The 21,474-nt window shown below is 36.4% G+C and carries 20 protein-coding genes; 6 read left to right on the top strand and 14 right to left on the bottom strand.

Annotated features, from left to right (window positions below; genetic code table 11):
* Positions 1–253 precede the first annotated feature (253 nt).
* Positions 254–1,468 carry an aminotransferase class V-fold PLP-dependent enzyme gene (locus ACXAGJ_RS04215; protein WP_474838045.1) on the bottom strand — a complete coding sequence of 405 codons (1,215 nt, stop codon included), beginning with the start codon at positions 1,466–1,468 and terminating at the stop codon, positions 254–256.
* Between the two features lie 78 nt (positions 1,469–1,546).
* Between ACXAGJ_RS04215 and ACXAGJ_RS04210 the strand changes: the two genes are divergently transcribed.
* On the top strand, positions 1,547–2,899 hold the full coding sequence (locus ACXAGJ_RS04210) for a serine hydrolase domain-containing protein (protein ID WP_474837417.1): 1,353 nt from the start codon (positions 1,547–1,549) through the stop codon (positions 2,897–2,899).
* Positions 2,900–2,955: 56 nt separating this feature from the next.
* Here the strand turns inward: ACXAGJ_RS04210 and sufD are convergent, their stop codons facing one another.
* The 7 genes from sufD to ACXAGJ_RS04175 all read right to left on the bottom strand — a co-directional run bounded on the left by sufD (position 2,956) and on the right by ACXAGJ_RS04175 (position 10,061).
* On the bottom strand, positions 2,956–4,269 hold the full coding sequence (gene sufD / locus ACXAGJ_RS04205; RefSeq protein ID WP_473284031.1) for a Fe-S cluster assembly protein SufD: 1,314 nt from the start codon (positions 4,267–4,269) through the stop codon (positions 2,956–2,958).
* 4 nt (positions 4,270–4,273) lie between these two features.
* Positions 4,274–5,026: a Fe-S cluster assembly ATPase SufC gene (gene sufC, locus ACXAGJ_RS04200; protein ID WP_073316065.1), complete on the bottom strand. Its 753-nt coding sequence runs from the start codon at positions 5,024–5,026 to the stop codon at positions 4,274–4,276.
* A gap of 53 nt (positions 5,027–5,079) precedes the next feature.
* The gene (locus ACXAGJ_RS04195; RefSeq protein WP_474837414.1) at positions 5,080–5,469 is read right to left on the bottom strand and encodes a hypothetical protein; all 390 of its coding nucleotides are present in this window, start codon (positions 5,467–5,469) and stop codon (positions 5,080–5,082) included.
* Positions 5,470–5,494: 25 nt separating this feature from the next.
* Positions 5,495–6,940 (bottom strand): Fe-S cluster assembly protein SufB, encoded by a 1,446-nt coding sequence (gene sufB, locus ACXAGJ_RS04190; protein ID WP_073316067.1) that lies wholly within the window; start codon positions 6,938–6,940, stop codon positions 5,495–5,497.
* A gap of 44 nt (positions 6,941–6,984) precedes the next feature.
* The gene (locus ACXAGJ_RS04185; RefSeq protein WP_474837411.1) at positions 6,985–7,314 is read right to left on the bottom strand and encodes a HesB/IscA family protein; all 330 of its coding nucleotides are present in this window, start codon (positions 7,312–7,314) and stop codon (positions 6,985–6,987) included.
* 157 nt (positions 7,315–7,471) lie between these two features.
* Complete coding sequence (locus ACXAGJ_RS04180; RefSeq protein WP_474837410.1) at positions 7,472–8,803, bottom strand: hypothetical protein; 1,332 nt, start codon at positions 8,801–8,803, stop codon at positions 7,472–7,474.
* A gap of 7 nt (positions 8,804–8,810) precedes the next feature.
* Positions 8,811–10,061, bottom strand: coding sequence for a choice-of-anchor B family protein (locus tag ACXAGJ_RS04175; protein WP_474837408.1), 1,251 nt, complete (start codon positions 10,059–10,061; stop codon positions 8,811–8,813).
* A gap of 178 nt (positions 10,062–10,239) precedes the next feature.
* Between ACXAGJ_RS04175 and ACXAGJ_RS04170 the strand changes: the two genes are divergently transcribed.
* The 3 genes from ACXAGJ_RS04170 (at position 10,240) to thiL (ending at position 13,176) form a co-directional block, all read left to right on the top strand.
* A complete protein-coding gene (locus ACXAGJ_RS04170; protein ID WP_474837406.1) occupies positions 10,240–11,484 on the top strand; it encodes a serine hydrolase domain-containing protein in 1,245 nt (414 codons plus the stop codon).
* 38 nt (positions 11,485–11,522) lie between these two features.
* Positions 11,523–12,041 (top strand): pre-peptidase C-terminal domain-containing protein, encoded by a 519-nt coding sequence (locus tag ACXAGJ_RS04165; protein ID WP_474837405.1) that lies wholly within the window; start codon positions 11,523–11,525, stop codon positions 12,039–12,041.
* A gap of 82 nt (positions 12,042–12,123) precedes the next feature.
* Positions 12,124–13,176 carry a thiamine-phosphate kinase gene (gene thiL, locus ACXAGJ_RS04160; RefSeq protein WP_474837403.1) on the top strand — a complete coding sequence of 351 codons (1,053 nt, stop codon included), beginning with the start codon at positions 12,124–12,126 and terminating at the stop codon, positions 13,174–13,176.
* Between the two features lie 7 nt (positions 13,177–13,183).
* On the opposite strand, the gene ACXAGJ_RS04155 is transcribed toward thiL, so the two are convergent.
* Together ACXAGJ_RS04155 and ACXAGJ_RS04150 are read right to left on the bottom strand one after the other, a co-directional pair.
* The gene (locus ACXAGJ_RS04155; RefSeq protein WP_473284017.1) at positions 13,184–13,456 is read right to left on the bottom strand and encodes a hypothetical protein; all 273 of its coding nucleotides are present in this window, start codon (positions 13,454–13,456) and stop codon (positions 13,184–13,186) included.
* Positions 13,457–13,645: 189 nt separating this feature from the next.
* Positions 13,646–14,440 (bottom strand): alpha/beta fold hydrolase, encoded by a 795-nt coding sequence (locus ACXAGJ_RS04150; protein WP_474837401.1) that lies wholly within the window; start codon positions 14,438–14,440, stop codon positions 13,646–13,648.
* Between the two features lie 37 nt (positions 14,441–14,477).
* Here ACXAGJ_RS04150 and brnQ point away from each other — a divergent pair, with 37 nt between their 5' ends.
* Together brnQ and ACXAGJ_RS04140 are read left to right on the top strand one after the other, a co-directional pair.
* On the top strand, positions 14,478–15,758 hold the full coding sequence (gene brnQ, locus ACXAGJ_RS04145) for a branched-chain amino acid transport system II carrier protein (RefSeq protein WP_474837399.1): 1,281 nt from the start codon (positions 14,478–14,480) through the stop codon (positions 15,756–15,758).
* 117 nt (positions 15,759–15,875) lie between these two features.
* Entirely contained in the window at positions 15,876–17,219 is a 1,344-nt protein-coding gene (locus ACXAGJ_RS04140) for a cytochrome-c peroxidase (protein ID WP_474837397.1), read from the top strand.
* Here ACXAGJ_RS04140 and ACXAGJ_RS04135 read toward each other — a convergent pair.
* From ACXAGJ_RS04135 to ACXAGJ_RS04120, 4 genes are all read right to left on the bottom strand, one after another.
* Positions 17,216–17,599 carry a VOC family protein gene (locus ACXAGJ_RS04135; protein WP_073316077.1) on the bottom strand — a complete coding sequence of 128 codons (384 nt, stop codon included), beginning with the start codon at positions 17,597–17,599 and terminating at the stop codon, positions 17,216–17,218. The genes ACXAGJ_RS04140 and ACXAGJ_RS04135 overlap by 4 nt on opposite strands.
* Before the next feature lie 72 nt (positions 17,600–17,671).
* Positions 17,672–19,168, bottom strand: a complete 1,497-nt coding sequence (locus ACXAGJ_RS04130) for a serine hydrolase domain-containing protein (RefSeq protein WP_474837395.1) — start codon at positions 19,166–19,168, stop codon at positions 17,672–17,674.
* Between the two features lie 197 nt (positions 19,169–19,365).
* Complete coding sequence (locus ACXAGJ_RS04125) at positions 19,366–20,661, bottom strand: aminopeptidase P N-terminal domain-containing protein (protein ID WP_474837393.1); 1,296 nt, start codon at positions 20,659–20,661, stop codon at positions 19,366–19,368.
* A gap of 114 nt (positions 20,662–20,775) precedes the next feature.
* On the bottom strand, positions 20,776–21,474 hold the full coding sequence (locus tag ACXAGJ_RS04120) for a LytR/AlgR family response regulator transcription factor (protein WP_474837391.1): 699 nt from the start codon (positions 21,472–21,474) through the stop codon (positions 20,776–20,778).

Raw genomic sequence — 21,474 nt, 5'->3', positions numbered from 1 at the left:
TTTTTAAAATTAGATTTTTGCAAGTTTAATCTAATTTTTTTTAACATTTAATCTAGATATTTAGTCATTATTGACTTATTTGTAAGATGCTGAAATATAGTTTGTTATTTCGTAATTTTAACAGTATTGCTGGGATGAGCGCAGATTTTTATTCTAAGATTTACACAAAAAATAAAGAATAAAATATCAGCAAAAAATAATTTATAAAAAGCGGAATTTTCCCCGAAAAATATCTAAGAATTAAGAATAATTTTTAAGAAAGCATGGTTTTAGCTTTTTGAACAGCTGCTACCAAATTATCAATTTCTTCTTTGGTGTTATAAAATGAAAAAGAAGCTCTTACTGTACCAGGAATTTTATAGAAATCCATAATAGGTTGTGCACAATGATGACCGGTTCGCACGGCAATGCCTAACTTGTCTACAATAGTACCTATGTCGTAAGGGTGGATGTTTTCGATATTAAAGGAAATAACAGAGGTTTTATTTTTGGAAGTACCATAAATCTTAAGTCCTTCAATTTCCAAAAGCTTTTGAGTTCCATATTCCAGTAGATCATTTTCGTAGGCAGCTATATTATCAAAACCGATACCATTCATATAATCAAGGGCTACTCCAAATGCAATACCCCCACAGATATTGGGTGTACCTGCTTCGAATTTGTGAGGCAAACCGGCATAAGTGGTCTTTTCAAAAGTAACCTGATCGATCATTTCACCACCACCTTGATAAGGAGGTAACTTTTCTAACCATTCTTCTTTTCCGTATAGCATACCCACTCCGGTAGGGCCACAAAGCTTATGTGCCGAGGCTACATAAAAATCTACATCCAATTCTTGTACATCGGGCTTGATATGCGGGCAGGATTGTGCTCCATCGATAAGTACGGCAGCACCTACTTTATGCGCTTTTTCTATAATTTCCTCTATCGGATTAATGGTTCCTAAAGCATTCGAAATATGATTAGTAAAAACGAGCTTGGTTCGTTCGGTAAGTAATTCATCATATACACTCATCACCAACTCTCCCTCTTCGTTCATTGGGATAACCTTTAGAATAGAACCTGTTCGTTCGCATAACATTTGCCAGGGTACAATATTGGAATGATGTTCTAAGGCCGAAACAATAATCTCATCTCCTTTGGTTAAAAGATTGGTAAACCCTGTAGCAATAATATTGATGCTATGTGTAGTACCAGAGGTCAAGATGATTTCGTAAGAATGCTTGGCATTAAAATGTTGTTGTACTTTTTTACGTGCTATTTCGTACGCATCTGTAGCCTCTTGAGACAAGGTATGTACTCCACGATGAATATTGGCATTATAAGAGCTATAATAATCTACTATAGCATCAATAACAACTTGAGGAGTCTGCGAGGTAGCAGCATTATCAAAATATACAAGAGGTTTCCCGTTTACAGATCTCTTCAAAATAGGAAAATCTTCTCTTACTTTTTGTACATCAAACATTGCAATTTCTTTCTGCAAAAATAAGAAGTATTTCTAATAAGGATTGTTTATTTTTAGAATGGTTTAATGTTTTTTCTTATGAGGCGATTAATAAAGCGTATAGGGTTTGTCTTGCTGTTTTTAATTATTGTGATTTGTATTGCCGGAGTGGTTAATTACCCTAAGCTTACGATCCTAACGGGATATTCTGCAAAGCATATGAATTCTTCTGTTTTTATTGGAGAAAGATCGGTAGAATTTACCGATACCAAGGACAATAATTTTGCGCCGGTACATCTTGCTGATGACGAGGTGAATTTTGAACAAAAAATGTCTATCGCATCGGTATTTGGTCTACAAGAAAGAAAGGCAGTGTATCGCAAAGGCGTAGGGAGTGTCCTGATCAATGATGATTTTGATGAAAATGCCCCCGTTTTGACTCCCAATAGAAGCAAAGCGGATACAGGCTTGTCTTACCCTTATGGTGACTTACCACAGAAAGATACTGTTTTTGCTAATCTGGATTACCCAAAAATAAAAGAAGCTGTACACTCGATATTTGATAGCAATGATGAATATGTGAAAAAAACAAGAGCTGTTTTGGTGATCTATAAAGATCAGATCGTTGCAGAAAAATACATAGAAGGTTTGGATCAAACCTCTAAACTACCCGGTTGGTCGATGACCAAAAGTATTTTGGCCACAGCCTATGGTGTATTACAAAAACAGGGAGAGATATCTATCCATGATAAAGCACCTGTTGAGGAATGGCAAAATGATGAAAGAAAAGAAATTACTATCGATGATTTGTTGCAAATGAATTGTGGGTTAGAATGGGAAGAAGATTATGGTTCTATTTCTGATGCGACAAAGATGTTATATCTGGATACCGATATGACCAAAGCGCAAATTGATAAGGAAGCTATTGCCAAACCTGGTGAATATTGGTACTACTCTTCTGGAGTATCCAATCTGTTGTCCGGAATTTTACGCAAAAAAATGAACAGCTATCAGGAGTATTTGGATTTCCCATATCGGGAGTTTATCGACAAAATTGGGATGAACTCTATGCTTATTGAAACCGATATTTCTGGTAATTATGTTGGATCTTCTTATGCCTGGGCAACTGCCAGAGACTGGGGGAAGTTTGGACTGCTATATCTGCATAAAGGAAACTGGAACGGAACACAAATTTTTAATCCAGAGTGGGTGGATTATGTAACTACTCCAACACCAACTTCTGAAGGAGATTATGGAGCCCATTTTTGGCTAAATGCGGGAGGTTTTTATCCCGATGCACCCAAAGATATGTTTTCAGCAAATGGATACCAGGGACAGCGCGTATTTATAATTCCGTCCAAGGAATTGGTAATTGTGCGATTTGGACTTATTGGTGATGCAGGAGTAGATTTCAATACGTTCTTGCAGGAAGTTACCGAAGCTGTACAATAAAAAAACCAGGCCGTTAAGAACCTGGTTTTTGTATCGTGTTTTTAAATACGTTCTATCTATAGATCAAAACCAATATTTACACCAAGTTTATTGGCGATTAATTTGTTGATTCTGGTTTTGAGTTGAGGTATTTTTACGCTTTCTAATACATTGTTGGCAAAAGCATACATCAATAATGCTTTGGCTTCTTTCTCTCCAATTCCTCTAGCTCTCATGTAGAATAATGCATTTTCATCCAACTGACCAATAGTACAACCGTGAGAACATTTTACATCATCAGCAAAAATCTCAAGCTGAGGTTTTGAGTTGATCGTAGCTTTATCGCTTAACAAGATGTTATTGTTAGACTGGAAAGCATTGGTTTTTTGAGCAATTTTATCAACGATTATCTTACCGTTAAATACTCCAGTAGCTTTTTCGTCAAAAATACCTTTGTAGTCCTGATGACTCTCGCAATTAGGTTCGGTGTGATGTACCAACGTATTGTGATCTACATGCTGCTTACCTTCTATAATCGTCACTCCATTAAGAATAGAGTCGATCCCTTCACCTTTCTGATAAAAATTGAGGTTATTTCTGGTTAAATTTCCTCCAAAAGCAAAAGTATGTACCGAAGCTACACTTTGAGCCTGCTGCTCTATAAAAGTATTATCGATTAACGAAGCATGTTCGTTGTCATTCTGTATTTTGTAGTAATCAACAATTCCTCGTTTGTCGACAAAAATTTCGGTTACCGAATTGGTCAATACCGGATTATCAGTCAAACTTTGATGACGCTCAATGATTTGTACATGAGAATTTTCTTCTACAACGATTAAATTACGAGGTTGTAACATTTGAGCAGATTCTTTACCTGTTGAGAGGTGAATAATCTGTATAGGCTTATCTGCAAGTTTGTTTTTCGGAATATAGATATACGCTCCTTCTTTAGAAAATGCAGTATTTAAAGAAGTAAGTCCGTCCTGACGTGCTATTTTATTAAAATAGTTATCAATTACCGGCTTATACTTGTCATGCGACAAAGCAGAAGACATCAAACAAACGTCAATTTTATCGTGAGTAGTCTCTGATAGGTGAGACGAATACTTACCATCGATAAAAACGATTTTGTAGGTATCTAGATCGTAAAGAAAATATTTCTTTATGTCTTTAAATTCTAAAGCATTTTCTTCCTTAGGAAAAATACTGTAGTCATGTTTCAAAACAGCATTCAAGGAAGTGTATTTCCAAGCCTCTTCTTTCTTTGTAGGAAACCCTTTTTCTTCAAAAACCTTTATGGCCTGGCTTCGGATATCATGAATTGGCGCATCGACATTCACAGTGTTTTCAAAAGCCAAAAAAGAGGATACTAATTTATCTTTTAATCCCATGGTCTTATGCGTTTATCTCTTCTTTAATCCAATCGTATCCTTTTTCTTCTAATTCTAGAGCAAGTTCTTTTGTTCCTGATTTTACGATTTTCCCATCGTATAATACGTGAACATAATCTGGAACGATATGATCCAACAATCTTTGATAGTGTGTAATCACGACAATAGCATTGTCTTCACTTTTTAGTCTGTTTACACCATTAGCTACAATACGTAAGGCATCGATATCTAATCCAGAATCAGTTTCATCCAGAATGGCTAATTTTGGTTCCATCATTGCCATTTGGAAAATCTCATTTCTCTTTTTCTCACCTCCAGAAAACCCTTCATTCAAAGATCTAGATAAGAATTTACGATCGATTTCTAACAACTCAGATTTCTCTCTGATTTTTTTGAGCATGTCTTTGGCTGGCATCTCTTCAAGACCTTGTGCCTTGCGAGTTTCATTGATTGCCGTTTTCATAAAGTTAGTTACCGTAACTCCTGGAATCTCTACGGGATACTGAAAAGACATAAACACTCCTTTGTGAGCACGCTCTTCTGGAGCTAGCTCTTCGATATCTTCACCTTCCAAAAGAATTTCTCCTTTGGTAACTTCATAATCTTCCTTACCGGCAACGATATTGGCAAGTGTACTTTTTCCGGCACCATTAGGTCCCATTACTGCATGAATTTCTCCGGCATTAACCTTTAAATTAAGACCTTTTAAAATTTCCTTTCCTTCAACACTAGCGTGTAAATCCTTTATTTCTAACATTGCTTATAATTCTTTAATCTATAAAGAGATGTATTATTCTGTTTGTTTTCTATTTAATTTCCTTCAGAGGTGTTTTGCGTTTCAGAAGCCTTAATTTTTGTAGGCAATTCTGATGTTGGCGCACTTACACCTACAATTTCTTTTATTTCTACAACCTCTCCCCAACCTTGATTGGGATTGGATTTTATAACTCCTTTGATTACCACAGGAACCATATCATATTCTTCTCTTTGCAGAGGCTTTATTTTTTCTGCTAATTCTAAAGCCGCTTCGTCGATCACCACACCATAAATAAAATCATTCCCTTTAATTACTGCGGCATCTTCAATTAGAATAAACTCTCCCCTAATCAAAGTAACTTCGCCATTTTGATTTTCGGAGTTGTTTTTTTTACAGGAAGAAATAATGAGCAGTACGGCAATGAGTAAAGTTGATGGTTTCATTGAGGTCGTTTAGATGATTTTACATTTATCCTACAGAACCTTCAAGAGAAATCTCAAGAAGTTTTTGAGCTTCAACAGCAAATTCCATCGGAAGTTTGTTCAATACTTCTTTACTAAATCCATTTACGATAAGGGCTATCGCTTTTTCGGTATCGATACCTCTTTGGTTACAGTAAAAAATTTGATCTTCTCCAATCTTGCTAGTTGTAGCTTCATGTTCTATTTGAGCAGTTTTATTTTTTGCTTCTATATAAGGAAACGTATGAGCACCACATTCATTGCCCATCAGTAAAGAATCACATTGTGAAAAATTACGGGCATTTTCAGCTCTACTATTAATTTGAACCAGTCCTCTATAACTGTTCTGCGATTTTCCAGCAGAAATTCCTTTTGAAATGATAGTACTTTTGGTATTCTTACCCAAATGAATCATTTTGGTCCCTGTATCGGCTTGCTGAAAATTGTTAGTCACAGCAATAGAGTAAAACTCACCTACAGAATAATCTCCCTTAAGTACACAAGAAGGATATTTCCAGGTTACCGCCGATCCAGTTTCTACCTGAGTCCATGAGATTTTAGCATTAGTCTCGCAAAGTCCTCTTTTGGTAACGAAGTTGAATACTCCTCCTTTACCTTCGGCATTACCAGGATACCAGTTTTGTACCGTAGAATATTTGATCTCGGCATCATCCAAAGCGATAAGTTCTACTACAGCCGCATGCAATTGATTTTCATCACGCATAGGAGCAGTACAACCCTCTAGGTAACTTACATAACTACCTTCGTCAGCAATAACCAGTGTTCTTTCAAACTGTCCGGTTCCTGCTTGATTTATTCGGAAATAGGTAGACAATTCCATTGGGCATCGAACTCCCTTTGGAATGTAACAAAAAGAACCATCACTAAACACTGCAGAATTTAATGCAGCGTAAAAGTTATCTTTTTGCGGTACTACACTACCGATATATTTCTTTACTAATTCTGGATGTTCTTGAATGGCTTCAGAAATAGAACAGAATATAATTCCCTTTTCGGCAAGGGTTTCTTTGAAGGTAGTCGCAACAGAAACAGAGTCCATCACAATATCCACCGCAACTCCTGCTAATTTCTTTTGCTCTTCTAGAGAAATCCCTAGTTTTTCAAAAGTTTCCAATAACTCTGGATCTACCTCATCAATACTATTGTATTTTGGTTTTTTATTGGGTGCAGAGTAATAAGAGATATTCTGAAAATCAGGTTTCTCGTAGTTTACGTTTGCCCATTCTGGTTCTTCCATCTGTTCCCAGATTCTAAAAGCTTCCAGTCGCCATTCTGTCATCCATTCGGGCTCTTCTTTTTTCTTTGAAATTGCTCGAACAATATCTTCATTCAAACCAACAGGGAATGTATCAGATTCTATATCTGTATAGAATCCGTACTCGTATTCCTTGGTTTCTAATTCTTTCTTTAAGTCGTCTTCAGTATATGCCATCTTCTTGATCCTAAATTTGATTCAGGACTTTTTTCATGTCCAAATTAAAGAGAAAAACTCTCTCCACAGCCACAAGTTCTTGTTGCATTGGGGTTATTAAATACAAAGCCAGTTCCGTTTAAACCACCAGAATATTCCAAAGTGGTTCCTACAAGGTAGAGAAAGCTCTTTTTATCTACGATGATTTTTACACCGTTGTCTTCAAAAACTTTATCTCCATCTTGCTGCGATTTGTCAAACTTCAGATCATAAGACAAACCAGAGCAACCACCACTTTTTACACCTACTCGGATATAATCGGTAGTGACATTGTACCCGTCTTCGCTCATCAATTGGATGACTTTATTTTTTGCTATGTCTGATACCTTAATCATCTTTTTATAAATAGATTAATTCTAAATGAGTTGCAAATATACTACATAAGTGCATTTTATTCATAAAACCTAACATTTATCTAACATATATCTATATTGATAAAATCTATTCATTTGGTTTTAGATAGATTATAAGATGTCTTAGTTCTTATTGACCTTACTTTATTTTGATCATCATCAAGTCTAGAAGCCCTTTGTTTTCAGCCTCATCAAGATCATTACTGTTTGTTTCTCCAACTGCCAAAAGGTGACCTGTTGAGGTTTCAATAACATCATACGAAAAATCGAAACCGGCACCACCAAAGTTCTTTTGCCATTGCAAGTTTCCGGAATTGTCTATTTTGATCACCCAAAAATCGTTATCTCCATGGTTAGCACTAAGATCGCCACTGCTACTTTTTGATGCACCCGAAATAACAAATCCACCATCAAAGGTGGTATCAATAGATCTTGCAACATCAAACTGTAATCCTCCAAAGGATTTTTTCCAGATTAAGTTTCCGTCATCATGTATTTTGATCACCCAAAAATCAGAATCTCCATGGTTATCCGTTACATCACCATCATTACTTATGGTTTGACCTACTACAACATAAGAATTGTCGGCAGCAAGAACAGCTTCGTATGCAATATCAATTCCGCTACCGCCATATGTTTTCTGCCATACCATTTCTCCCGAAGCATTTATTTTTACGATCCAAAAATCATAACTTCCGTTATGGCTGGTGATATCAAAATCGGTGCTCTCTGTAGCACCAAACATAACAAAACCTCCATCCGCAGACTGAAGCACACTGTAACTTCTATCATTATTGGTGCCGCCAAAAAAGTTACGCCACTCTAATTCTCCCTGGGCATTTATTTTTTGACCCCAAAACTCTCCTACACCATGTTTGGTCAAGCCTCCTTCTCCTCCAGAAGCCGTAATGTCCAAAAATCCAGCACTAAAATATCCGCCATCCTGGGTTTGAATTATAGCATAACTATGATCATGCCCTGCAAAACCATAGCTTTTTTCCCATTCGATATTACCACTGCTATCCAATTTTACAAACCAATTGTCATGAAAGCCTTCATTGTTACTGGCATCACCATCACTGCTCATACTGTATCCGGTGATAAGAAAACCATTATCCCGGGTTTGAATGACTTCCTGACCCTGATCATCACCACTTCCTCCAATAGTCTTGTTCCATTGTAACGTACCTTCGGCATCTAATTTTAATAACCAATAGTCGTTTACGTTCAAGGTTTTGTCGGTAATATCCCCATCTGTACTTTTGGTAAACCCAAAAACTGCATATCCTCCATCAGAAGTTTCAATAACAGAGCGTGCAGACTCCTCGTCGGATCCACCAAAGGTTTTTATCCAATCAATTTCTCCCTGGAAATTAATGACATCAGAATTGTCGTTATCATCATCATTCGAGCAACTACACAATAGTATGCCTAAAAGAGCCACCAGGCTAATTTTTATATTTCTTTTCATATACGCGTTATTGTTCTTTGACCAAAAGGAATCCAGAATTGATATCACTGATTACTATATTTCCACTAGCAAAAAAAGGATAAACGTTCCAGGCTCCACTAAAATTTGCACTGTTTGCCGTTGGGAAGGAATCGAAAAACCCTATTTCGGTTAGGTTTCCGCTGGCAATATCGGTAAGGTCAATTACTCGTAATCCGGCTTGATAGTTTGCCATATAAAATTTATTGTCTTTTACATATCCATTATGATCAATAGCTCTAGTTGGGCCAGTATAAGTCATGTGGAAAGCAGGATTGTCTAAATCCTGAAAATCGAATATAATGGTTCGAGTATTAAACCCTGCATTGGTTTCGTCTAATTCATCCCCTAGAAGAAAATATCGCATATCTTCGGTAAACCAACCTTGATGAGTATACCCTACCTGGGAATAGCTGATTTTGGAAATATTAACAGGGTTGTTTTTGTCTGTAATATCAGCAATTACAATCTCTACCTGATTGCTTCCAATTAATATTTCTCTGCCTTGATAATCAAGGTCCGGACCATTATAAGTTACTACCTGTGCATCATGAGAATAGGGATCCGTACCTACCGAGGTAAACCCACCTTCTCCCACAGGGTTTTGAGGGTCCTGGATATTTACAAAAATAGGACCTCCGCCAAAAATCAATGCGGTTCCGGTGGCGTTTCTTGCTCCAACCGGATAGGCATAGCCCGAATCCTCATTGATGACAATATTATGAGCACTACCAAATTCTGTAAATCGGGTATCGGCAGTAAAATTTTGCGGAGGGTTGGTTATACTTCTAAGTCGAGTAAGATCAAAAACCTGCATACCGTGACCTTGGGCTTCACTTACTATAAAGGCGTGATTTTGATATACTTTTACATCTCTCCAGTTGCTACTAACCGTTGCCGTTGGTAATTTTCCTAGATATATTGGATTCTCGGGGGTAGAGATGTCTATAAATGCGGTACCATTATCCAATCCAATAATAGCATATTCTTTTCCGTCTTGAGGGTCCGTCCAACCCCAGCTATCGTTTCCTCTTGCTGCTTCCATGACTCCCAGATTAATTGAGGAAACCAAATCAAGACCATTACAAGGGTAAAAACCTGCAGCAGTACCATTAATACATTCGTTGGAAGCATCAGGGTCCGGACCTGGATCCACAGGAGCACCTGCATCGTCATCTCCGCTACAACTCAAAATGAGTAAAAGAAGGAGACAGCCGATGACACTATTTAACTTTTTCATGAGACTATCATTTTACTAAAGATACCAAACTTTTTTCATTTCATTTAAATATCTGAAAAACAAATATTTATGAATTTGTAATTGAATTTTTTGCTGGAAATTTTTCAAAAGAGGGTAACAATATTTTTACCTATCTGATATAGAGATGTAAAACAAAAAACCACTAAAAATTTTAAGTATGGAAACTTCAATTTTAAGGAAAACGTTGATTACATCTATTAAGAGTACACTTAGTTTATTGATCTATGTACTTGTCTTTAGCGCATGCGAAAAAGATGATCCACAGCAGTTTTGTGATCCTGCACCCAAGTTTGATATTGATGCATTTGTAGAAGGACTACAAGAAAGATTAAATAATGAAGACAACCCGAATGTGGGTTATCAATTGGTAATTAATAAAGATGGAAACTTATATCATGTCGAAGCAGAAGGGTTTGCCATTCATGAAAATGATAGCGACGGACCTGTAGCCATGTCAGTGGATACACGAATGAATGTAGCTTCTGTTTCAAAATTTATAGGCACTGTTGCACTACTAAAAGCGATGGAGGAGCATAATGTAAGCCTGGAGTTTAACGTAGTTAATTATCTTCCAGAAACCTGGAAATCACAGGTACATTCTACACATTCTGATGTAGATTCTGATGCGTATTTGACATTTCGCAAATTGTTACAAATGAATACGGCCATCAATTTTCCTGGGGATAATCCTTTTCCTGGTATTATGCCTACCGAAGCTCAAATGTTAGCTGGGTTAGCCGCTACTCCTGCGATGAACCGTATCGGAGAGTATCAAAACGGGAACTTTACGTTGATTAGAGTATTGATCGGTCAAATCGTTTATGAACTTGATGAGACTGCCAATGAGTATTCAACCGCATGTACGGATAAGTATTTTGAATATGTCAAAGAAAACATCTTTGATCCTTTAAATATCAACCCTCCATCGTCTGCAAACGAAGTAGAGAGTTATTATGATGGGATTTATCCTTGGGGGTATCAATGGCCATTCAACCCTGATTTTCAAAATGCTTCTGATGGTACTTTGGGTTGGAAACATAGTAGCAATCCGTACCGTAATGGAGGATCTGGTGGATTGTTATTGTCTTCGATGGATCTGGCAAAAATCTTGGCCTTTTTTAAACACGATCAAAGCGAAACCATTATTTCTAAGAAACAAAGAGAAAGTATTCTGAATTCGGAGTTAGGATTGACTGAATCCATAGATGGAACCTATGGCAAGTATCTTTCAAAAGGAGGATTAAGAGGTGCAGATGATTGTTGTAGTAGAGCATTGCGATCACGTATTATGATTTTTCCAAATGGCGTAGAAGCTGTGTTATTAACCAATGGTAACAATACCACCTTGGGAAGTATGTTGAGAGACAGCTATGATAATGCCTGGAAATCTAACTGTCAATAAAAGGAAGAATAAAGTATAAAAAACAAAATAGTAAAGTCATGAAAAATCAAATTTTAAAAATCATTTTAATCATTGCAGGAATAACTTTTGCGAGCTGTTCAAATGACGATGATGCAACCCCGGAAATAGTAGGAGTAACTTCTTTTGAAATAGAAGGACAATGGAATTGTGAACTAGGTGAAAATTGTGAAGATATTTATCAGTTTGAATTCGAAAAAGATTCTAAAATATCAATTAGTATAGAAGATGTAACAGGAATGTCGGTAGTATCTCTTGATTTATCTGCAGAATTTGGACAGTTTGGAGGACCCAATTTATTAAATGAAGGAAGTCTTACTTATTATGGATGTACAGGTCAGGATGAAGACGTTTCCATAACAAACATAACTGTTTCAGAAGCTGGTACATACAATCTGTCTGTCGCAAGAGATTGGGGATTAAGTGCTGGAGTTGAAGGTACTTATACCTTAGCGATAATTTCAGATACTCCATTTACAGAAGGTGTAGCTCCTGTAGAGGATATCGATGCACAGAACTATGAAAGAGAATGTTTATAAATTCAAATTGTAAATATTAAAAATCCCGATTTTTCGGGATTTTTTTATGAGATAGAACCACAATGTTGGCTACCTTTGCAGCATGATAGAAGATAAAAATAGCGCTAGAACTCCTTTGTCTGAACTGGGTGAATTTGGTTTAATAGATCATCTCACAAAGAATTTTGAGATCAAACAACCTACAACAGATGTTGGTATAGGAGATGATGCAGCAATTTTGGACTTTGGAGATCAAAAATGTGTGATCAGTACAGATTTGCTAATTGAAGGAGTACACTTTGACCTTTCTTACGTTCCTTTAAAGCATCTGGGATATAAATCGGTGATGGTTAACCTTTCAGACATTTATGCAATGAATGCTACTGCAAGTCAGATCACGGTATCCATAGCTGTATCTAATAGATTTCCGCTAGAAGCATTGGAAGAATTATATGCAGGTATTCAAACAGCAGCCAATTTGTATAACGTAGATGTGGTTGGTGGAGATACCACTTCTTCTACTTCAGGATTAATCATAAGCATTACTGCTTTGGGATATGCCAAGCAAGAAGAAATTACCTACAGAAGTGGAGCAAAAAACAATGACCTTTTGGTCGTATCTGGAGATTTGGGTGCTGCGTATATGGGGCTTCAAGTCTTGGAAAGAGAAAAACAGGTTTTTAATGTAAACCCAAATGCACAACCAGACTTGGATCAATATACCTACTTAATCGAAAGACAACTTAAACCTGAGGCTCGTAAAGATATTCCGGAATTGCTTAAAGCACTAGAAGTACAACCAACAAGTATGATCGATATTAGTGATGGTTTGTCTTCGGAAACGATACACTTGTGTACAAAATCTAAAGTAGGAGTACATCTTTACGAAGAAAAAATACCTTTGGACCCGGCAGTAATCTCAATTTGCGAAGAGTTTAATTTAAACAGTACTACAGTAGCCCTCAACGGTGGTGAGGACTATGAATTGTTATTCACGATAAAACAAGAGGATTATCCAAAAATAAAAGCAAATCCCAATTTAACGGTGATCGGGCACATGACTGATAAGAATGACGGAATGGGATTAGTCACTCGAGCCAATGAGAAAATAGAGTTACAAGCTCAAGGGTGGAATCCTATTAAAAAAGAAGAGTAGAATTATACTATGATGCTGCTTGAAAAGGAGTAGTTTTTGTTTCTTTTCTGGCCGCTTTTTTCGCATGCACTTGTTCTAGAGCATTATTAATCTCTTTTAATTTGGGGGTTAACACTTCCAAACGACCTCTGCTATTTGTTGTTGCTTGCTCTCCACAATGCGAACAAGTATATTCTTTTATATGATGGGTAACATGTTTAGAAAGAACGTAGTCATGACCAAATAGGGAACAATAGATTTTGGAAAAGGAGAACGTAGAACTAGGGGTAGACTTTTTCATATTTTCTAGGGGTTATAAGTGCATAGAAGGGCGTTATGGGTTCATTATCAATACAATAATAATATTTTTTTTGACATAAACTAAATTTTGTAAGAAAAAATTGTCTTCAGATGTTGTTTTTTAACTAAAAAAAGCCAAAAAATAGGTTTTTTGGCTAAAAAAAATGTATTTCATCTGATAATTTTGTGACTAAGCCGTTACTTGTATAGGGTTCTGTAGATGATTTTGTAAAGCAGTCATAAACTCCTTTTGGTTTTCAATATAGGTCATATGCCCACCGTCAAATGAAATGAGATGTACATTAGCATAATTGGCTTCTTTACTATTTTGAGAAAATGATAAAACAGGATCTTTTTCTCCAGCAAAAATTACTTTAGGTCCATTAAATTCTTTAAGGACATTAGATCGATCTTTTCTGATTTTCATGCCTTCTAATGCCGAAATAATTCCTTGCAATGATGTTTTAGATGCTTGTTCTTTTATTCGTTTGATCTGTGGTTCGTAAGCAATCCTATTTTTTTCAGCAAAAAGATTAGCGATTGCCATGCTGGTATAGGCGTTAGGATTTTTTTTAACGATATCGATGGCACGGGTTCTGCTGATTTTACGTTCTTCACTGTCTGGATAAGATGTAGAGTTAAGCAGTACTAATGACATTGCCTTTTTAGGAAAAAGCTCTACCAAAGCAAGCGAAACATATCCTCCCATAGAATGTCCGATTAGGGTAGGATCAGTTATTTTTAATTCTTCTAATACTGTATTAACGGCTAATGCCATTTCTTCCATGGTATGAATATATCCTAAAGATTCGGTATTTCCATGACCCAATAAGTCAATTGCAATACAATGATAGGAGTTTTCGAGTACGGCAATAGTTTCTTCCCACATGGTTATATTCTCTAGAAATCCATGCAAAAAAACAATCGGTCTCCCTTTTCCGGTGCTCTTATAATTTATTTTGATCCCTTTGTACGTCAAAGTCATTTTGAAATTTTATTTTTAGGCACATAAACCTAATTAAATGCGATTTAATAAAGAAACTTTCGTTGCAGGATTTGCTCTTTTTTCTATGTTTTTTGGTGCGGGGAATCTAATGCTACCCCCACTGTTGGGACTTAAAGCTGGAGAATCCTGGTCGATGGTTACTTTGGGTTTTGTTATTTCTGCAGTGCTTATCCCTATATTAGGGATCGTAGCTCATGCTCGATTACAAGGAACAATGTTGGATTTTGCCAAAAGGGTTTCTCCGGGATTTAGTCTTGTATATTGTGTATTGGTGTATTTGATTTCGATTACCTTACCTTCTCCAAGAACGGCATCGGTAACTCACGAGATGGCTATTCAACCATTTTTTGGCACTAGCGCTTGGCTAACCAGCGGAATTTATTTCGCATTGGTACTCCTATTTGTACTCAATCGATCAAAAATATTAAGCCTACTGGGGAAATTCTTATCTCCTATATTATTTATTGTAATACTATCTATTGTAGCACTAGGTGTTTTTGGAACTTTGGATCCAACTCTGAATCCTTCAACTTTTGAGACACCAGTGGTTACAGGATTATTAGAAGGCTATCAAACTTTTGATGCTATTGGTGCGGTAGTTGTTGGTGGAGTGATTATTATTTCACTCAAAATCAAAGGAGAGGAAAATTTTGAAAGGATACGCAGTCTAATCATTAGTTCAGGAATTGTTGCTGGTTTTGGCCTCTTTATCATTTATGCAGGGATGATCTATAATGGAGCTCTTTTTGGTGCTGAAGTGGATCCAAACATTTCCCGAATCGGTTTGCTTTCCGAATTAAGTTTAAAAACCTTGGGTAATATTGGTAGATCCTGCTTAAGTGTTTTGGTTGGTTTGGCTTGTTTTACAACTGCTGTTGGTATTGTTACGGGTACAGCCGATTTTATGAAAGGCATTCTGGGAGAATCCCAAAAAGCATATGTAATCACCGCTATTGTAGGATGTATTCTGGGAGTGGTAATGGGGCAGTTTGATGTGCATTATATTATTGATGTTGCAGTACCTGCTTTGATGCTTATCTATCCAATTACTATTGTGTTAATTCTGCTTAATGCCATACCCGACAATTTCACTTCAGATCTCACTTTCAAAATAGTGGTTATTGTTACCATCATTTTTAGTATTCCTGATCTTTTGGCGTCCATAGGTATGGGAGAATCTGTACAACCTTTATTAGAGGCGCTTCCCCTTGGAAAGTATAGCCTAGCCTGGTTGCTTCCAGCTGTTGTTACCTGGATTATAATCAATCTATTTTCATTAGTAAAAAGAAAGTCATAACATAATTGTTTTTAAGGGTAATTTCCCCTTTTTCGGTTATTCGTTTTTTAGTACATTCGCGGCTAGGAAAACAACCACAATTCAATAAACAAACCTTTAAAAGCATAGATTTATCTTATGAAAAGACTATTTCTAGCTGCAAGTCTATTATGCCTAATAGTTTCTTGCGGTAATGACGACAATTATGTACCTATCGAATCCAGTTTAGATGATCAATTAAAAACATTGCTTACCGAAGCTTCAGAGGGAAAAGGGCTTTCGTATTTCATGTTTCCAGAAAGTGATGATTACACCAACATCCCGCAGGATCCCAAAAATCCGATTACCAAAGCCAAAGTTGATTTAGGAAAACTATTATTACATGAAACTGCTTTAGGAAGAAACCCTAAAATAGAAGAAATGAGAGGGACCTATTCTTGCGCATCTTGCCATCAGGTTGGAGCTGGGTTTAGCGCGGGGATACGACAAGGAATTGGAGAATGCGGAGTAGGTTTTGGTATTCACGGAGAAGAAAGAACTATTAACCAAAATGTACCTGTAGATTCTGTAGACATCCAACCACTTCGATCTCCAACCATATTAAATGTAGCCTACCAGGATGTGATGCTTTGGAATGGACAATTTGGAGGTACAGGAACCAATCAGGGAACTGAAGCCAATTGGGAAAATATTCAGGAAAACTTTCTGGGATTTCAGGGAGTCGAAGTACAAGCGATCAAAGGACAAGGTGTTCATCGATTATTAGTAGACGAGAACTTTGTAAATGAAACAGGATACAAAGCAATGTTTGATGCAGCTTTTGGTGATGTTGCCGAAGGGGACCGGTATACTACCTTGAACGCAGCTTTGGCTATGGCAGCTTACGAAAGAACGTTATTGGCGAATCAAGCACCTTGGCAGGAATGGCTGAAAGGACAAAGCGATGCAATGACTGATGCTGAGAAAAGGGGAGCCATTGCTTTTTTTGGTAACGGAAAATGTTATGAATGTCATACAGGTCCTGCATTAAACGATAAAGGATTTCATGCCTTTGGAATGGGCGACTTTGATAATTCGAATACCGCCATTGTTTTGGATGAAAATGGATTTCAAAATGTAAAAAAAGGAAGAGGAGGATTCACCAAAAATCCAGATGATGATTATAAGTTTAAAACACCAACGTTATACAATATTGCAGATAACGGATTTTATGGTCATGGATCTACTTTTACTTCGGTAAAAGAGGTGATTCGCTACAAAAACGATGGGGTGCCACAATCCAATGAAGTTCCTGCAGAGAATCTGGCAACACAATTTGGAGCAACAGATTTAACTAATCAGGAGATTGATGATCTTACCGTTTTTATCGAAAGCAGTTTACGAGATCCCAATTTAACTCGTTATGTTCCGGAAACCATAAATTCAGGATTATGCTTTCCTAATAACGATGAGCAATCGAGATCAGATTTAGGATGTAATTAATACAATGTGGCGATCCACCAGGTATTTCCAAAAGGGTCTTTAAAGCCGGCGCCTCTTGCTCCGCTATCCTCATCCATGGGTTGCATAAGCGAGACGGCTCCGGAATCTAAGGCGTTGTAGTAGGTTTGATCGGTATCGCGAACATACACATACATGGATCCAGGTTGAGCAGGATAGTCTGCTGAAGCTTCTGAAAGAAGAATAGTGCTGTCACCGATTTTAATCTCAGAATGTTGGATACGGTGTTGCGCATCAGTGCTTCTGATCATTTCTTGAGCATTGAATATTTTACGAATGAAATCAATAAAATCTTCGGCTTTTTTGACCACCAGATAGGGCATAGCCTGTTGGTGACCTGCTGTAATCTTCATTCGTTGCATAAGATAAAAGAGAGTTTTGTATTGGTAACGAATGAATAGGATAAAATATTCTACTCGAAGTCAAAAATGGTATCAGTTTTGCAAATTTTCGATCCAATCGTAAATTTTTTTAGCAACTGGACCTGCTCCCCTATCATAGTTAGACATTACGGTAACTATATATCCATTATCTAAGAATATATCCAGTTGAGAATTAAGCCCAGGAAATCCACCACCATGACCTACTACTTTTCCCGTATTGCTGGATGTAAGAGTAAAACCATATCCATACCCTGCTTTTGCATGATCCGTCCAAAGCAATTCTAATGAAGATTTTGAAACTAACTTCTCATTCTTTAGCGCCAAGGCAAAAAGATGCAAATCTTTAACTGTAGAAAAACCACCACCAGCTGGACCGCCTTTGATTACATGTTTGTAGATGTTGTTTTCCCAACCCAGAGGATTTTTTGAACTAGGAATGTATCCTATAGCCAAATTTTCTACCGGTTGATCCATTTCAAAAGCATCAGAATTGATCATTTTTGCGGGTTTATAAATATTTTCTCTGACGTATTCAAAATAATCCTGACCTGTGGATTTTTCGATAATTACGCCTAAAAGTAACATACCAGTATTACTGTATTTATACTTTTCCCCGGGCGGAAAGGCAAGAGTGTTGTCTTTGACCAAAGGTTTAAAATCGTCTAAAGATCTAAACAACTCACGAGATGAATTACGATAAGTTTTATTAAAGTAACTACCTAATCCACTAGTATGAGATAATAGGTGATGAACTGTAATTTTATCCGTAATTTCTTTTGGGAGCCAATCCCGGTCTATATAATTGCTTATAACATCGTCTAGAGCTATTTTGTTCTTTTCAACAAGCTGCATAATAGCAATAGCAGTAAACATTTTGTTCATAGAACCAAGATTGAACTTAGTGTTTAAAGTGTTCGCTGCATGAAATCTTTTTGAGGCTTCACCATATGCTTTTTCAAATAGAACCTTATCCTTTTTGGCTACTAATACGGCTCCTGAGAAAAAATCATTTTTAGATAGCTTACTAAGTAGTGCTGAGGTTTTTTCTATGAGTTCTGTCTCAGAAATTGTTGGCTCTAGAATGTCTGAAGGAGCATCTACAGAAGAAAACCATAAACTATCTAGCACATAGTCTGTTTTATTAGTAAAGCTTAAGCTAAAAGCGTACCAAAAATCAAAATTGTTACCTTTTACAATGATTACTATTTTATCTGAAATAGAGGGGGTATAGGTTCTTGTACTATGGAAATTAACCCCTCCTGTTTTTCTCACATTATCTAATAGGTATCCTTGAAAATCTTCCAAAGAAAACTTTTTAAGGATTTCTTTATCATCATGTTTTGATACAAATTGACCTATCCTATCCGCATCGTTTGCATTAAAAACATCAATGAGTTCCTTTACTACTTGACCTAGTTTTCCATCTGGAAAACTAGTGGTATCCGTAAAATCTATATTGTTGGCCTGTTGTGCATTGCATACCAATGGAAACAGTAACAGTGTAGTTATTACCTTCAGTTCGGTAATTACATCTTTTAATTTTAGCATGAGTTTAAATTTTGATATACTATTTTTTGATAAGGTGAACCAAGAACATATCTAATTCCTTGGGGTTTTTAAACGTGATGTTTTACTCGCAATTGGAGAAGAAAAAAGCTATGTTAGTTAAAAAAATAGTATGTCAAAAATTATTCCATAAAATCTGAAAATCAATAGGTTAAAGTTAAAATAACATTCTGTTAACTCTATGATTTATTCATAAGTTCTTCAATTTCTTCTGCTTCTATCGGTATGTTGGCCATCAGATTAAAAGGGGCTCCCTTTTCTTGAATCACTACATCATCTTCTAGTCGAATTCCAAACCCTTCATCAGGAATATAAATCCCGGGCTCTACAGTAAATACCATGTTGGCTTGCATGGGTTCAGTTAAGATTCCGTAATCATGCGTATCCAAACCGATATGATGAGAAGTTCCATGCATGAAGTATTTTTTGTAAGCTGGCCAATCTGGATCCTCATTTTGCACATCTGCTTTATCCAATAGACCTAGACCTAATAATTCTGAAGTCATTAGTTTACCTACCTCAACATGATAGTCTGCCCAAATAGTACCAGGTACTAGCATTTTGGTAGCTTCGTTTTTTACTCGTAAAACAGCGTCGTATACCTCACGTTGTCTTTTGGTATACGTTCCAGACACAGGAATGGTTCTGGAGAGGTCACTAGAGTAATTCGCATACTCTGCGGCAACATCCATCAAGATAAGATCACCTGCTTTACACTGTTGGTTATTTTCTATATAATGAAGAACATTGGCATTAGGTCCACTTGCAATAATTGGAGTATAAGCAAACCCTTTGGATCTATTATTAATGAATTCGTGTAAAAGCTCGGCTTCAATATTATACTCCCATACATCAGGCTTCACAAAATCTAATAGCCTTCTAAATCCTTTTTCGGTGATATTACATGCAATTTGCATCAAATCCAATTCTATTTGATCTTTTACCGAACGTAGTCGTTGTAAGATAGGGTTGCTTTTTGCAACCGAGTGTGCAGGATATTTGTTTTTCCACCACTTAGTAAATCGATCTTCTCTTGTTTCAGTTTCTACATGAGATCGGTAATGCTCATTGGTATTTACATATACAGTATCGCATTGGGTCATGATTTCGAAAAAGACTTTTTCAAGATCCGAAAGCCAGTATACGGTTTTAATACCTGAGACTTCGAATGCCTTTTCTTTGGTTAATTTTTCACCCTCCCAAATGGCAATCAATTCGCTGGTTTCTTTCAGAAACAATACCTCTCGATGTTTTTCTTTTGGAGCATCAGGAAAAAGTAATAAAACACTTTCTTCTTGATCTACACCGCTGAGATAAAAAATATCTCGGTGTTGTTCAAAAGGCATCATACTATCTGCACTAATTGGGTAGATATCATTGCTATTAAATACAGCTATGCTATTAGGTTTCATCTGTGCAGTAAAATTCTTTCTGTTCTTGATGAATAGGTTTTTGTCTATAGGATGATATTTCATGAGTTGCTATTTTGAAATGTGTTTTCAAAAATAGTGTTATTATAGATTCTAATAAAAAAGGAACCCAAACAATTTTGAGTTCCTGATATAAGTTAACTTCATAAACCCAAAGTTTTATGAATAATCGATTTTGTCAATCACATTTTTTCGATATGATTTACCAATGGGTAGTTTACTGTCATTTTGTAACACAAATTGATTTCCATCGATAAATTTGAGCTGATCAAAATTGACCACAAAAGACTTATGAATTCTCAAAAAAGATGGTGGCAGTTTTGCCATAAAATCTGTAAGTGTTTGGGGAGTAAGAATCATTTGATCCGTATAAATTTTTATATAATTACCATAGGCTTCGATATAAGAAATATCATCGGTATTTAGTTTAATGATCTTTTTATCACTTTTTACAAAAACGGTTTTCGAAGTATCTTTTTCTTCTTTTATTACAGTTTTTTCAGCTTCTTGTTTGGGTTTAACCTTATAAATGGCTTGTAAAAATCGTTCTAATGAAAAAGGTTTTAATAAGTAATCCGTGACAGAGAGTTCAAATCCCATCACTGCATGTTCTGGGTATGCAGTGGTGATAATTACAGCTGGTTTTTGTTGTAAAGTTTTAAGCAGACTTAACCCTGATAATTTGGGCATATTAATATCGAGAAACAGAATATCCGGAGATTCTTTTTGTAAAACTTCCATAACTTCAAAAGCATTCTTGCAAGAGGCAATAAGCTCAAGATTTGGAATCTCTTGAATATAATTTTCTAAAATCTGCCTTGCGATGGGTTCATCATCTGCTATGATACATTTCATCAT

The organism is Aquimarina sp. AWH4_224, assembly GCF_056160245.1.
Note: the sequence above shows the minus strand (reverse complement) of the source record. Positions and strands in the feature narration are given on the sequence as shown.